Here is a 13063-nt window from a genome sequence, read left to right as displayed (position 1 = left end):
CCCGCGCCGGGGCACTGACCCTGCCTATCGAAAGGAGACCCTCATGGCTTTCGTGAAGATGAAGAAGAACAAGGCCAAACGAGGCCGCGCGTCCGGCGGCCCGAGCATCACAATCAGCAAGGCCCACACGATCAGCCTCAACACCGAAGCGTGGGAGGCGATCGGCTCCCCCGCTCACTGCTACGTGGAGTGGGACGCAGACGACTGCCTGATCCGCCTGGTCGCATGCACCGCCGATGACCCGAACGGCTTCCCCCTCGACGGGAAGGTCGGGCCACGCTTCGGTGCCCGCCAGCTCTTGCGAGATCTCGGCCTCGACCCCAAGGGCGAGACCCGCCGCTTCCCGACCCGGCGCGACAGTCGGCTCTCGCTCATAGCGGACGTGTCGGAGATGCCTGCCGCAGGCGGCGTTGTCCCTCTGAGGCGCACCGCATGACTCGCCGCAGAGTCCTCCTGCATCACGTCGTCGGCACGGCCCGCTGGTGCGACAGCTGCCATCACGAATGCCGCTTCCCCATCTACGCATACGCGGGCGCCGACCCCACCAACGCCTCCGAGATCGGCACCTACTGCCCCAACTGCACCAAGGACACCCCATGATCCACACGAGCCCCTCCGGTACCTCCGCGGACCACTTCGACTACCTCGACAATAGCGAAGACTCCTCCGACGTCTGTTCGGATCCCGTCCACGCGACCGCGACGTCAACGGGCAAGGAGCACGGCCCGTTCCTCCCGGAGAGCATCGCTGACGCGCAGGGCGAGACCACTGAGGCCATCACGCGAGCGGCATCCCGATGACCAACCACGCCTCCGGCTGTACCTGCCCCGAATGCCGACGCCAATGGAACACGAAGGCTCGCCGCCGGTACCGCGAGCAGCATCCGGACGCTGAGAAGCGCGGCGCGCAGACACCACCGGAGCATGGCACTCGCGCCCGGTACGTGCGCCACAAATGCCGGTGCGAGCTCTGCCGCCGCGCCAACGCCGCCTACGCCCGCATGCGCCACGAGGAGCGGGAAACGCTCCACGGGAATCTCGCCCGTGGTGACGACCTCGAGATCCTCGACCGGTCCCTAATCACCCGGGGAAAGGCTCTCGAGGCGGTCGGTTCCACCGAGACCGAAGCACGGCTCGACGAGATCATCCGGCTCCGCACCCAGATCGCCCGAGTCCGTCGGGCCCGCGACAGGGCAAGGACAGCCGCATGACCGCATGCCCCTGCAGGCCAGCACCTGACCAACGCTGCCCGTCGAAGCTGGCCGACTCCTGTTCGTGCTCCCTCCCGGAGGACCACGACGGGCTGCACGCGCACTGCATCCACGCCGCTTCGCTGACCGAGCACCACGCCTACCAGTGGGCCACACCAGCAGAACCCTCTGCTGCCTCGACGTGAGGCCCCCAAACCATCCACTCCGCCATCGACAACCACCTGGGAGGTTCCGCGTGACCATGACCGCCACCCAGCCACACCCCGCACCCCCGCTCACCATCCCCGACATCACAGGCCTCGACACCCTCACCGCCGCCTTCGAATACGCCAAGCACGGCTGGCACGTCGGCCCCGTCCGCCCCGGCACCAAACACCCCGGCTCCATCCTCGGCAAGCAGTGGCAGTCCAAGACCACCCGCGACCCCGAGATCATCGCCGACACCTGGATGACCCACACCGACGCCGGCATCTTCCTCCACGTCGGCCGCTCCGGCGCCATCGTCATCGACGTCGACACCCCCACCAGACTCCCCGACGTCCTCACCACCGCCCTCACCGAACACCCCGCACCCTTCCAACGCACTCGCCGCTCCGACGCCGCCCGCCGCCACTACATCTACGCCCAACCCGCAGGCCGCACCCTCGGCAACGGCCTCGGCCGTCTCCCCACCGGCTGGGGAGACCTCCGCGGCGCCAACGGCGTCATCATCGTCGCCCCCACCACCCACCCCGACCCCGACGGCCACTACGCCTGGGGCCGCACCGGCCCTGTCCCCCAGCTGCCCAACGAGATCGCCGAACTCCTCGCCAACACCAGCACCCCCGTCGACGTCGCCACCGACCAAACGATCCGCGACTTCATCTCCCAGCATGACAGCGGCGACGACCTCGACAAGCTCCGCACCCTCACCGCCACCTACAAGAAGACGATCGCGGCCGGCGACTCCCGCCACCAACGAGCCGTCTCAATCCTCGCCGGGATGCTCAAGGAAGCCGCCGCCGGCTACTATCCCGCCGCGCAGGCGGAGCAGCAGCTGCGCGAAGCGTTCCTCGACGCCGTCGCCCAGCCCGGCCACGGCCAGCAAGGCACCGCCCGCACCGGCCACGCCGCCCTCGAGGAATGGCGCGGAATCCTCGCGTGGGCCGTCGCCCAAGCCGCCCACGCCGACCCGCAGGCCACCATGGAGCGCGCCCAGGACCACGCCCCCGTCGACCTCTCCACCCTCGTCGACACGGCCAGCGCCGCCTCCTCAAACCCGACCAGCGAGAACACAACAACGTCGCAGGCCACGGGCAGCGCCGAGACTGCACCCTCGAGCGACCTCGACCGGCTCCTCGACCCCACCACCGCAGCAGCAGCTGCAAGCGATGAGCCCGCCCCCTCGTGGCGGCCCCTCGACCTCACCGCCATCCTCGACGGCACCTACACCCGGCCCGAACCCACCATCATGCCCCGCACCGACGGGCCCGCCCTGTTCTACCCGGGCAAGGTCCACACCGTCTACGGCGAATCCGAATCCGGGAAGTCCTGGATCGCCCAACACGCCGCCGCCACTACCGTCACTGGCGGCCGCGTTCTCTTTATCGACTTCGAATCCGACGCGCCTGACGTCACCGGCCGCCTCACCGCCCTCGGCACCACCACCGAGCAGCTGCTGAGCGACGCGTTCGCGTACGTCCGCCCCGAAGCATCCCCCCACACCTTCCACGAAGCCGACGAGTTCGCCCAACTCCTCGCCCAACAGTGGGACCTGTGCGTCCTCGACGGCGTTACCGAAGCCCTCGGCCTCGACGGAAAGTCCACCATGGACAACGACGAGATCACCGCGTGGATGCGCGACATCGCCCGCCGCATCGCCCGCACCACCGGCGCGGCCGTCATCCTCGTCGATCACGTCGTCAAGTCCACCGAAGGCCGGGGCAGATTCCCCATCGGAGGACAGGCCAAGATGGCCGCCATCGATGGGGCAGCGTTCCTCATCGAACCCCTCACCCCCATCGGTCCCGGCCTCGACGGCACTCTCACCGTCCGCGTCACCAAGGACCGCCCCGGCGCCGTGCGAGCCCACGCCGGGGCCTGGCGGAAGAGCGACCGCACGCAGGAAGCCGCACGCGTACGCCTCGACTCCACACACGGCGACGGCACCACCACCGTCACCGTGCAGCCACCCGAATACGGAGAACTCCAAGCCGCCGACCCCGACAAGCCATTCCGCCCCACGAAGGTCATGGAAAAGATCTCCCGCATTCTCGAAACAATGCGAGAAGAAACCTCCCTGCGTGGCCTTCTCGACCTCTACAGAGACTCAGGATCGAAGGCACGCCGCGGCACCGTCATCGAGGCCATCAACCACCTCGCCGACGGCGGCTGGATCGTTGAGACCGAGGGGCCCCGCCGGGCCCGCATGTTCCGCTCGGCGAACGTCTACCGGTCCCACAGCGACCCCGACAGCGACGACTTCACCGGCGATCTGGCCACCTACACCACGACCGTTTCCGACCGTTACTCCACTGTTCCCGGAAACGCAGGGGGACCGCTCCCCGATGACCGTTCCCCGGGGCCCCTTACGGGGGGCCCCGGGACGGAACGGTCGAGGGGTCCCCAAACGGAGCACTCAGACCGTGTCCGTTCCCCCGAGCAGACCTACGTCAACCAGTTCACCGGAGAGATCCACGTCGGAGAAGAGGACCCCCAATGGTGACCACGCCGCCCCCCTTCCAGCCGACGCCGTTCCCCTACCAACTCGACGGCGCCTGCGCCGCCGTCTGGAACGGCCACACCCTCATCGCCGACGAACCCGGCCTCGGCAAAACAATCCAGGCCCTCCTCGCCGCACGAATCATGAACACATCCCGCGTCCTGATCATCTGCCCACCCATCCTCGTCACCAACTGGGAAAAAGAAACCCGCCGCACCCGAAACGCGGAATGCATCAACGGAGACATTCTCTCCATCACCGCCGGCAGCAAGACCCCCGAGCAGCTCCTCGGCGCCGGCTACGTCATCGCCCCCGACTCCCTCGTCACCGCCCGCCGCCCGCTCGAGGACCTCCTGGCCGCCTGGGCGCCGGACCTCCTCATCGTCGACGAGGCACACCGGTTCAAGTCCCCCACCGCCCGGCGCACCAAGTCGATCCTGCGACTGAAGAACGCTGCAGCACATCGCATCGCCCTCACCGGAACCCCGATCGTCTCCAGCCCCCTCGACGTCCTCCCCATCCTCCGAATCCTTGGAAAGCTCGAGCCGATCGCGCCGACCGGGCAGGAGTTCGTCGCCGAGTACACGACCCCTGCCCCCTGGAAGGGCGGCCGCCTCCCCATCACCTCCAAGCTCCCGCAGCTCCACCAGCTCCTCGCCGACCACGTCTGGACCCGCCGCACCAAGGCCGACGTCCTCCCCCAGCTGCCTACGAAGCTCCGCGCCCTCCACCACGTCACCCCCGACCCCGCCGCGATCCGTGCCGCCCACGCCGACCTCGACGACACCATCGACACCTGGCTCGAGCGCCACCCGAACCCCACCGACGAGCAGATCAGCGAGCTCGTCGCCGACGCCCTGCCGTTTACCTCCCAGCTGCGCCGCGCCACCGGCCTCGCCAAGGTCCCCGCCGCCGTCGACTGGATCTCCACCCACCTCGACGGCGCACCCGGCGACCCCCTCATCGTCTGGACCATCCACCGCGACGTCACTCACGCCCTCGCCGCCCAGATCGCCTCAGATCGCCCCGAGACGCACGTTCGCGTCCTCGACGGGGCCACGGGCCACCAAGCCCGTGCCGAAGCCGTGGAGGCCTACCAGGACGGCTCAGTCGATGTCCTCATCGGCCAGATCGTCGCCGCCGGCGTCGGCCTCACCCTCACCCGCGGATCCACCGCCCTGTTCGCCGAAACCGACTGGACCCCCGCCAACGTCGTCCAAGCCGAAGACCGGCAGCACCGCATCGGCCAGACCCGGCCCGTGCAGATCACCACCCTCATCGCCGAACACACCCTCGACGCCCGCATCCACCAAGTCCTCGGCCGCACCATCAGCGTCCTCGACGACCTCACCCCCGGCTCCGACCATCACGTCACCCACGGCAGCACCGACACCACCGGGCCCCGCGACATCATCCGCCAACTCATCACCGACCGCCTCACCACCCGACAGGAGACCGCAGCATGACCCGCAGCCGATCCTCAGCGAAAGCCGCCGGCGCCCGCTTCGAACGCGCCATCGCCGACCACCTCGCCCACCAGATCGACGACCGCATCGACCGACGCGTCAAGACCGGCAGCAACGACCGCGGCGACATCGGCGGACTGCGACACATGGGCCAACGCATCGTCATCGAATGCAAGGACTATGGCGGCCGCTACCTCGTCGGCCCCTGGCTCGCCGAAGCAGACATCGAACGCGGCAACGACGACGCCGGAGTCGGCCTCGTCATCGCCAAACGCCGCGGCACCACCAACCCCGCCGACCAGGTCGTCATGCTCACCGTCCACGACCTCATCAGCCTGCTCACCGGCACCCGACCCCAGGAGGCGAACCAGTGACACACCTCGACGACTTCGAGCAGCTCAACCAGATCGCCCGATACCGCAACCGACTCGACGACATCCGCCAATGGGTCCCCCTGCTCACCGACACCATGATCACCATCACCGGATACAGCATGAGCCTCGCCCCCACCCACGGCACCACCAGCCGCCTCCCCGGCGGCGACGCCCTCGCCATGCGCGCCCCCTACGCCCCCGACGCCGACCACGGCGACGACCTCCCCCACCCACAGCAGATTATCCGCGAATGGGTCGAAACCCTCGACGGACACCCCCGGCACACCTGGGCCGAGAACTGGCGACGCCTCCACGACCTCACGCCCGCCATCGTCGAATCCCCCTGGGCCCCTGCCTGGCGGGCCGACATCGACGCCCTCTGGTGGCGCCTCGCCCGCCTCACCGGCAACGCTCCCGACATCACCCCACCACCAACCCGCAGCATCGACGACGTTTGGGACGCCCTCGAGGACAACCCCGATCATGAGCTCACCCGCCGCGATCTCACCCACCTCGGTATCAACCCATCCACCATCACGACGTGGCGACACCGTGGAAAGATCAGCGAGACCAGGCCCGGCCGGTACCGCGCCGGCGACATCCTCCACGCAAGGAGAACCGCATGAGCACCCATCGCATCCAGCACCTCGGCGACGGATGGGCCATCAAGGGCCGCACGATCAAGCTCACCCCACCGACGCCCCGCTACGACCGCGAGAACGTGATCATCCGCGTAGACGAGCATGTCGCTCCCACGGACCCGCCGAAGCCCGAGGGGCACTTCATCGCGGGAGCTCTCGTGTCCGACGAAGGCAACGTGATCTCTCCGCGCATCGAGATGATGCTTCCTGACGGTCTCGCAATCGAGTTCCTCGACGACGTTGCAGGCGGCCAGAAGGCGTGAGACACTGACTTCAGGAATAAGCATGCCCAGAAGCCCTCGAGCACCCACACGGTGGACGGGGGCTTCTCGCATACCCCGGGTCGAGCATCCCCCTGCTCCCCGGTGCGCCGCCCCGGGGCAGGGGCCGGCGCACCCCGCCCCCTGGCATCCACGGTCCGCACCCCCCCATGCCAGGGAGCGGGGCCCAACCGTCCCCACCTCGCCGATAGGATTCGCAGAGAACCAAAAGCGAGGGCTCACACCATGAAGACCAACACGTACCTCGGACTCGTCTCCCTCCAAATGGCCGGGATGACCATCCAGAAGAACCGGCTCGCCAAAGAGCAAGCCGACCGAGACGCCGAGCTGCAGCGCATCACCCAGGAAAGCGCTCAGGTCTCCCAGAACGCCCACTTCGCACAATGGCGCACCACCCCCGAAGGACAGCACTTCCAGCACTGGAAGAACCACGCCCGAGACACCGCGGCCACCATCCAAGCCCGCGACGACGCCTGGAACGCCATCCTCGACACCGCCATCAACAACGCCCGTGACACCGTCGACACCAACCCCGGACGGCACCCCAGCCTCGACAAGAAGATCCGCAACTACGCGATCGCCACCGGCGCCACATGGATTCTCGCCTTCATCCTCGTCGGCATCTCCGACGGCTCCGAGACACCCCTCGGATTCCTCGGCGGCGTCATCGGCCTCCTCGCCATCATCGCCACCGTCCTGCTCGTCCTCACCATCCGGCAGCGCGGACAACTCCGAACCGACGCCCACGCCGACGCACTCCTCGAAGCCGAGACAAACGCTCGCGCCCGCTACGGCAACAGTCCCAGCTGGCACACCAGCCTCTCCCTCGGACACCTCGACGACGCAGCCCGCAAGATCACCGCCCAGATCACCAACGGGCCCCGCGAGTTCCCCGCACCCAGCGACCTCCTCCCCCTCGCGTCGCTCTACAGCACCCGAGCAGTCGGTACCTACCCGACCGACCTACCCAGCGAAGCACAGCAGCTCCTCGACGTCTTCGCCACCGAAGACCGCCAGCGCATTCAGCAACTGCAGGAAGCCCAGCTCCAGTAGCCACCACCCCAGGAGGCGAGCCATGGCAGACCTCCACCCCGGCGACGGCAACGCCGAACGACTCCGCCGCTACTGGACCACCGGCGAAGGCGGCCTCAAGATCCGCTGGGGCACCCCCGGCGACTTCGACCGCTGCGTCCGCCACCTCGAGAAGTACATGCCCGGCCGCGCCAAGGGCTACTGCAACCTCCTCCACAAGCGAGCCACCGGCCTCTACCCCGGCCACCACGGCGGCAAGAACCCCGCCGGCCCCGGCTGATGATCCCGGCCTCACACAGCACACCCCGGCCCCTCCATCGAGAAGCCCCCTCTTCGCTGAACACCCCCACCCCTCATCTCTGAGGAGGCACCCCATGGCGAAGAAGAACACCAGCAAGACCAACAGCATCCCCGCCAAGAAGCGACGCTCCCTCAAGCCCAGCCAGTTCGGCCTCCCCGGCTCCCGCCGCTACCCCGTCGACACCAAGGCCCGCGCCCGCAATGCCAAGGCCCGTGCCGCCCAGCAGCGCAAGGCCGGCAACCTCTCCAAGTCCTCACAGTCCAAGATCAACGCGAAGGCGAACAAGCGGCTCAGGCGGAAGGGATGAAGCGCAGCGGCTGGAACAACCAGCATGCGCGCATGCGTCAGCTGCCCAAGGACTGGCGTCGCATCAGGCAGAGCGTCATCGCACGCGACAGCGGACGCTGCGTCCAATGCGGCGAGCGAGGCACTGACGTCGATCACATCGCGCGAGGCAACGATCATTCGATCGAGAATCTTCGGCTGCTGTGCCGTTCGTGCCACATGCGTCGTACTGGTCGTGATGGTGGAACGGCGAAGCGTCGACCGAAGCGCACGCATCGACCGCCACGTCAGCATCCGGGATTCAGGTCCGATCGCGACGCCGCATGATCGTGCATGCGTATGCAGTGCATGCATACGTACCCAGGGGGTGCCCTCCCCGGGGGCCGGTTTCGCCGCTCCGCGTTTAGGCTCAGAGATCCTGTACGGGTTTCGAGGTCGATCTGACTAGCAGCTACCGCATGAGTATGCATCGGAGGTGCGGACGATGGGCACTCGAGGACCGATGCCGAAGCGCACTGAGTCCCGCCAGCGGCGCAACGCTCCCGAGCGGGATGTCGAGAAGGCCGCGGGCGCTGATGTGGTGAAGCAGCCGCCGGCGTCGCGTGACTGGCATCCGATCGCGAAGCGCCTGTGGAAGGCGATGGGCCAGTCCGGGCAGGCGCGCTTCTACGAGCCGTCGGACTGGGCGGTCGCCTACTCCCTGATGGACGACCTGTCCCACTACAAGAACGGTGCGAAGCGGTCCGGGCAGATGCTGCAGACGATCATGTCGGCGCTGACCGGGCTGATGCTGACCGAGGGTGATCGTCGCCGCCTGCAGATCGAGCTGTCCCGCCCGTCCGCCGAGGACGATGACGATTCGAAGGTCGTGGTGATGGACAAGTGGAGGCAGCGACTCGGGTAGCTCCTCGCGAGCGGACCGTCACCATGCCGGAGGGTGTCCCGGAGTTCACGCTGGGCTATGAGGTCCTGTGGTGGATCGAGGACAACATTCGGCAGCCGAACGGGCCGATGACTGGTCGACCGTTTGAGCCGACGACGGGTCAAGCCCGGTTCATCCTGTGGTTCTACGCGGTCGATCGGGATGGCCGCTGGCTGCACAACCGGGGTGTGCGGCGTCTGGCGAAGGGCTCGGGGAAGTCGCCGTTCGCGGCCGTCCTCGCGCTCGCTGAGCTCCTCGGGCCGGTGCGGGTCGCGCAGTTCGATCCGGACGTGCCGGGCGGCGTGATCGGGATGCCGGTGTCTATGCCGCTGGTGCAGATCGCGGCGACGTCGGAGAAGCAGACGGCGAACACGATGCGCATGGTCCGGGCGATGGCGAACAAGCGGACGCCGCTGGCGAAGAAGTTCGGACTGGATTCCGGGAAGACGTACATCGAGACTCCGTCTGGCGGGAAGCTCGAGCAGATCACGTCGTCGGAGGGGTCCGCTGAGGGCGCCGAGGTGTCGTTCGTGATCGGTGACGAGACGGAGCATTGGACACCTGGCATGGGTGGCCCGGGCCTGATGGAGACGCTCACGCAGAACGCGGTGAAGACCGGGTCGCGGGTGCTGGAGACGTCGAACGCGTGGACGCCTGGTGCGGGCTCGGTTGCGGAGTCGACGTTCGAAGCCTGGTGCGAGCAGCAGGAGGGCGCCACCTGGGCGACGCAGAGCATCCTGTACGACGCCGTGATCGCCCCGCCGAACACGGTGTTGAACGATCAGCCGGAGCCGGGCGAGGTCGGGCTGACGGAGGCCCTCGAGGCCGTGTACGCGGACTGTGGATGGGTTGATGCGGGCAAGATCGACGCGATCCGCAACCAGATCTGGGCGACGAACTACCCGGAGTCGCGGGCCCGCCGGTTCTTCCTGAACCAGCCGAACGCCGCGGAGAACGCATGGGTCACTTTGCAGGAGTGGTCCGTGCTGGCGGAACCGTCACGGTCCCTTGAGGACGGTGAGGAGATCGTCCTGTTCTTCGATGGGTCGAAGAGCAACGACCACACGGCCCTGGTGGGCTGCTGCCTGTCCGATGGGCACGTGTTCACGGTCGGTGTGTGGGCACCGGAGCGCGTCACGGGCGTCGTGAACGTGGCCGCAGTCGAGGGCGCGCTTGCGCGCACGTTCGACCGGTTCACGGTGCTGGCGTTTTGGGCTGATGTCCGGGAGTGGGAGTCGCAGGTGAAGACGTCATGGCCGGAGAAGTACGGCGAGGATCTGCTGCTGTGGGCTGTGCCGAAAGGCAAGGAGCCGGCGGCGATCGCCTGGGACATGCGCTCGCACGCCTACCCGTTCGCGGAGGCCGCGGAGATGTGCTTCGCGGAGATCCAGGACGGCGGGTTCACGCATGACGGGAACTGGGACACGTCCAGGCACATCGGCAACGCCCGTGTGAACGAGACGCGGGGCCGGTTCTCGATCAAGAAGGAGTCCCCGAAGTCGCCGAACAAGATCGACGCCGCGGTCTGTGTGATCGGCGCCCGCATGGTGTACCGGATCGTGAAGACCTCGGATGACTACGAGAAGCGACACAACAAGACGAGGGTGGTGATCTGGTGAGCTTCGAGTCCCTGATCCGCCGCTCTGGCATGCCGCTGCAGTTCACGAAGCTCGAGGGCTACTACGAAGGCACTGTGACCCTGGATTCCCTGGGCGTGTCGCTGCCGCCGCAGGTGCGGGTTCTCGAGCAGGTCGCCCCGTTCCCGAAGTTCGCCGTCGACGTTCTCGCCGAGGTGCTGAACCCGGAGGGATTCACCCTCGCCAGCAGTCAGCAGACCCCTGATCTTCTGCGCCGCTGGTGGCAGGCGAACAACCTCGACACGGCGGTGAAGCTCGCAATCGTCGAGGCGCTCGTGCAGGGCCAGTCGTTCCTCATCGTTGGCCCTGGCACAGGTGACATCCCGCGGATCACCGCGCACCGGCGCGCCGGCATGGCCGTCGAGTACGACCACATGGGCGAGGTGTCGGCCGCCGTCCGCCGCTACAAGTCGGGTGGGGAGGCGTTCGCCGCCCACTACCTTCCGGGCGAGACCCTGTACTACCAGCATGTCGGCGGTGACTGGGTCGAGGTCCCCGGGTCGCGCGTCACGACGGGAGCATCACGGCCAGCGGTCGTTCCACTGACGAACAAGGCCCGCCTCGGCGACGTCAATGGCCGCTCGGAGATCCTCGAGATCGCCACGACCACGGACGCGGCGTCACGGTCGCTGACGAACCTGCAGGTCGCCCAGGAGCTCCTGGCGATGCCGACCCGGTACGTCTTCGCGGACGGCGCAGAGTCCCCGGACTCGATGGAGAAGGCACTGAAGTCCTACTTCGGCCACTTCATCACCGGTCCCTCGGACGGGAAGGCCGGACAGATCCCCGGCGCGGACCTGTCGCAGATCGTCAACACCTACAAGCTGTACGCGCAGATCATTTCGTCGGTGACGGGGATCCCGCCGTCGATGCTCGGCATCTCGACGGACAACCCCTCTTCGGCGGAGGCCATGCGGGTCGCGAAGGACCGGCTGATCGCCCGCGCCGAGGTGAAGCAGTCGATGTTCGGCGACCCGATCGAGGACACGGCTCGTCTCGCTCTCGAGATGCAGGGGCAGAAGGTCGCCGGGCTCGAGACGCTCGAGCTGCAGTGGCGGGATCCGGCGCTCACGTCGGCGTCGGCGAAGTCGGCGAACATCCTGCAGGCGCACGCCCAGGGCGTCGTGTCGGCACAGACCGCTCGGGACTACCTGCAGCTGACCCCGGAGCAGAAGGCCCGGGAGGACGCACGCGGTGACGCCGTCTCCGGGATGCGGAACCAGATGGGGGCCTGATGATCCTCGCCGCCTATCGGCTCGCGCTCGACGCGACTCGGCGTGCCGCCGAGGCCGCCATCGGCCGGCTCATCCGGTCGATCTACGACCGCACCGAACGCGACCAGTCGATCCAGGTGCTGACGCCGGCACTGACCGAGGTTGTTCGCTCCTACAGGTCGGAGGCTCACGGTCACGCGGTCGACATGCTCGGTACGCAGGCCGAGGAGCAGACCGGCGGGAAGATCACACCCTACGTGCCATCCCCGTCGGGCTACTCCGAGGAGTCCGTCCAGACGGTGCTGCGAGAAGAGCTGCGTAGCTCGCCTGATGAGGCTGTCCAGATCATCGCTCCGATGCTCGGCCAGCACGTCGAGGATGCGGCACGGCAGACCGTCGTCCGGTCCGTCGAGGACGGTCGGGAGCCGGAGACCGACCAGGACCGGTCGCATTGGTCGCGTGACGCCCTGTCACCGGACCAGTTCAAGAGCCTCGAGGACCGCCAAGCGGACCTGTACCGCAAGCTGCAGGGTCTCGACGGTGTCGACCGGTCCCTGCGGGAGTCGCGAGCCGTGTCGTGGGCTCGCATGCTCACTGGCGCCGAGAACTGCGGGTTCTGCGTGACGCTCGCATCTCGCGGCCCCGTGTACGAGTCGGCGTCGGCGGCAGGCCGGGTCAAGGCGTCCAACCTGTACGACACCACGACGGCCGGGTACGTGAACACGTACCACCCGAACTGCGACTGCCTCGTCGTGCCGATCTACACGTTCACGGCGTGGCCCGGCCGAGAGGACTGGCGGAAGCTCGAGCGGTTCTACAAGGACGCGGTCGAGAACGCCGACTGGGACAAGATCTCCGCGAAGAACCCGAACCTTGCCGCCGTCGAGCAAGCGCTGCGGCGCCTCGAGGAGGCAGGCGACAGCCTGCCGATCACAGACCTGCGCGGCTCCGTCGGAGCAGCGCGGACGGCGGCCTGACCGCCACCATCCGACAGCGACC

General features: G+C 67.9%; 17 protein-coding genes. All 17 read left to right on the top strand.

Annotation, left to right across the window (positions count from 1 at the left end; all coding sequences use genetic code 11):
• Positions 1-43 precede the first annotated feature (43 nt).
• The 17 genes from DEO23_RS14140 (at position 44) to DEO23_RS14065 (ending at position 13041) form a co-directional block, all read left to right on the top strand.
• Positions 44-436, top strand: a complete 393-nt coding sequence (locus DEO23_RS14140; RefSeq protein ID WP_109276677.1) for a hypothetical protein — start codon at positions 44-46, stop codon at positions 434-436.
• Entirely contained in the window at positions 433-600 is a 168-nt protein-coding gene (locus DEO23_RS16155; RefSeq protein ID WP_165831860.1) for a hypothetical protein, read from the top strand. Before DEO23_RS14140 ends, DEO23_RS16155 begins: the two co-directional genes overlap by 4 nt.
• The gene (locus tag DEO23_RS14135; RefSeq protein WP_109276676.1) at positions 597-800 is read left to right on the top strand and encodes a hypothetical protein; all 204 of its coding nucleotides are present in this window, start codon (positions 597-599) and stop codon (positions 798-800) included. Before DEO23_RS16155 ends, DEO23_RS14135 begins: the two co-directional genes overlap by 4 nt.
• Positions 797-1210, top strand: a complete 414-nt coding sequence (locus DEO23_RS15990) for a hypothetical protein (protein ID WP_133249890.1) — start codon at positions 797-799, stop codon at positions 1208-1210. Before DEO23_RS14135 ends, DEO23_RS15990 begins: the two co-directional genes overlap by 4 nt.
• 241 nt (positions 1211-1451) lie before the next feature.
• Positions 1452-3914 carry a bifunctional DNA primase/polymerase gene (locus DEO23_RS14125; RefSeq protein WP_109276674.1) on the top strand — a complete coding sequence of 821 codons (2463 nt, stop codon included), beginning with the start codon at positions 1452-1454 and terminating at the stop codon, positions 3912-3914.
• On the top strand, positions 3911-5377 hold the full coding sequence (locus DEO23_RS14120; protein ID WP_165831859.1) for a DEAD/DEAH box helicase: 1467 nt from the start codon (positions 3911-3913) through the stop codon (positions 5375-5377). The genes DEO23_RS14125 and DEO23_RS14120 overlap by 4 nt, the downstream gene beginning before the upstream one ends.
• Positions 5374-5751: an NERD domain-containing protein gene (locus DEO23_RS14115; protein WP_109276672.1), complete on the top strand. Its 378-nt coding sequence runs from the start codon at positions 5374-5376 to the stop codon at positions 5749-5751. The genes DEO23_RS14120 and DEO23_RS14115 overlap by 4 nt, the downstream gene beginning before the upstream one ends.
• On the top strand, positions 5748-6377 hold the full coding sequence (locus tag DEO23_RS14110) for a type IV toxin-antitoxin system AbiEi family antitoxin domain-containing protein (protein WP_109276671.1): 630 nt from the start codon (positions 5748-5750) through the stop codon (positions 6375-6377). The genes DEO23_RS14115 and DEO23_RS14110 overlap by 4 nt, the downstream gene beginning before the upstream one ends.
• Positions 6374-6655, top strand: a complete 282-nt coding sequence (locus DEO23_RS14105; protein WP_109276670.1) for a hypothetical protein — start codon at positions 6374-6376, stop codon at positions 6653-6655. Before DEO23_RS14110 ends, DEO23_RS14105 begins: the two co-directional genes overlap by 4 nt.
• A 243-nt stretch (positions 6656-6898) precedes the next feature.
• The gene (locus DEO23_RS14100) at positions 6899-7726 is read left to right on the top strand and encodes a hypothetical protein (protein ID WP_109276669.1); all 828 of its coding nucleotides are present in this window, start codon (positions 6899-6901) and stop codon (positions 7724-7726) included.
• 22 nt (positions 7727-7748) lie between these two features.
• The gene (locus DEO23_RS14095; RefSeq protein WP_109276668.1) at positions 7749-7985 is read left to right on the top strand and encodes a hypothetical protein; all 237 of its coding nucleotides are present in this window, start codon (positions 7749-7751) and stop codon (positions 7983-7985) included.
• A 94-nt stretch (positions 7986-8079) separates the two neighbouring features.
• On the top strand, positions 8080-8313 hold the full coding sequence (locus DEO23_RS14090) for a hypothetical protein (protein ID WP_205678981.1): 234 nt from the start codon (positions 8080-8082) through the stop codon (positions 8311-8313).
• Positions 8310-8618: an HNH endonuclease gene (locus DEO23_RS16640; RefSeq protein ID WP_109276667.1), complete on the top strand. Its 309-nt coding sequence runs from the start codon at positions 8310-8312 to the stop codon at positions 8616-8618. The genes DEO23_RS14090 and DEO23_RS16640 overlap by 4 nt, the downstream gene beginning before the upstream one ends.
• A gap of 175 nt (positions 8619-8793) precedes the next feature.
• A complete protein-coding gene (locus DEO23_RS14080) occupies positions 8794-9195 on the top strand; it encodes a phage terminase small subunit (RefSeq protein ID WP_205678979.1) in 402 nt (133 codons plus the stop codon).
• Positions 9196-9218: 23 nt separating this feature from the next.
• Entirely contained in the window at positions 9219-10832 is a 1614-nt protein-coding gene (locus DEO23_RS14075) for a terminase (protein ID WP_109276665.1), read from the top strand.
• On the top strand, positions 10829-12085 hold the full coding sequence (locus DEO23_RS14070; RefSeq protein ID WP_109276664.1) for a phage portal protein: 1257 nt from the start codon (positions 10829-10831) through the stop codon (positions 12083-12085). The genes DEO23_RS14075 and DEO23_RS14070 overlap by 4 nt, the downstream gene beginning before the upstream one ends.
• A complete protein-coding gene (locus DEO23_RS14065; protein ID WP_109276663.1) occupies positions 12085-13041 on the top strand; it encodes a VG15 protein in 957 nt (318 codons plus the stop codon). The genes DEO23_RS14070 and DEO23_RS14065 overlap by 1 nt, the downstream gene beginning before the upstream one ends.
• Positions 13042-13063: the final 22 nt, after the last annotated feature.

Origin of the sequence: Brachybacterium endophyticum, assembly GCF_003130585.1 — a bacterium.
Taxonomy (GTDB): domain Bacteria; phylum Actinomycetota; class Actinomycetes; order Actinomycetales; family Dermabacteraceae; genus Brachybacterium; species Brachybacterium endophyticum.
This window is presented reverse-complemented; position numbering and strand designations above follow the sequence as displayed.

What these genes read in the sequence shown, in the direction of transcription:
- DEO23_RS14135 (WP_109276676.1), top strand. Translation starts at nt 597, where the DNA reads ATGATCCACACGAGCCCCTCCGGTACCTCCGCGGACCACTTCGACTAC.
- DEO23_RS14100 (WP_109276669.1), top strand. Translation starts at nt 6,899, where the DNA reads ATGAAGACCAACACGTACCTCGGACTCGTCTCCCTCCAAATGGCCGGG.
- DEO23_RS14065 (WP_109276663.1), top strand. Translation starts at nt 12,085, where the DNA reads ATGATCCTCGCCGCCTATCGGCTCGCGCTCGACGCGACTCGGCGTGCC.
- DEO23_RS14115 (WP_109276672.1), top strand. Translation starts at nt 5,374, where the DNA reads ATGACCCGCAGCCGATCCTCAGCGAAAGCCGCCGGCGCCCGCTTCGAA.
- DEO23_RS14140 (WP_109276677.1), top strand. Translation starts at nt 44, where the DNA reads ATGGCTTTCGTGAAGATGAAGAAGAACAAGGCCAAACGAGGCCGCGCG.
- DEO23_RS14095 (WP_109276668.1), top strand. Translation starts at nt 7,749, where the DNA reads ATGGCAGACCTCCACCCCGGCGACGGCAACGCCGAACGACTCCGCCGC.
- DEO23_RS14075 (WP_109276665.1), top strand. Translation starts at nt 9,219, where the DNA reads ATGCCGGAGGGTGTCCCGGAGTTCACGCTGGGCTATGAGGTCCTGTGG.
- DEO23_RS16155 (WP_165831860.1), top strand. Translation starts at nt 433, where the DNA reads ATGACTCGCCGCAGAGTCCTCCTGCATCACGTCGTCGGCACGGCCCGC.
- DEO23_RS14080 (WP_205678979.1), top strand. Translation starts at nt 8,794, where the DNA reads ATGCCGAAGCGCACTGAGTCCCGCCAGCGGCGCAACGCTCCCGAGCGG.
- DEO23_RS14125 (WP_109276674.1), top strand. Translation starts at nt 1,452, where the DNA reads ATGACCGCCACCCAGCCACACCCCGCACCCCCGCTCACCATCCCCGAC.
- DEO23_RS15990 (WP_133249890.1), top strand. Translation starts at nt 797, where the DNA reads ATGACCAACCACGCCTCCGGCTGTACCTGCCCCGAATGCCGACGCCAA.
- DEO23_RS14105 (WP_109276670.1), top strand. Translation starts at nt 6,374, where the DNA reads ATGAGCACCCATCGCATCCAGCACCTCGGCGACGGATGGGCCATCAAG.
- DEO23_RS16640 (WP_109276667.1), top strand. Translation starts at nt 8,310, where the DNA reads ATGAAGCGCAGCGGCTGGAACAACCAGCATGCGCGCATGCGTCAGCTG.
- DEO23_RS14090 (WP_205678981.1), top strand. Translation starts at nt 8,080, where the DNA reads ATGGCGAAGAAGAACACCAGCAAGACCAACAGCATCCCCGCCAAGAAG.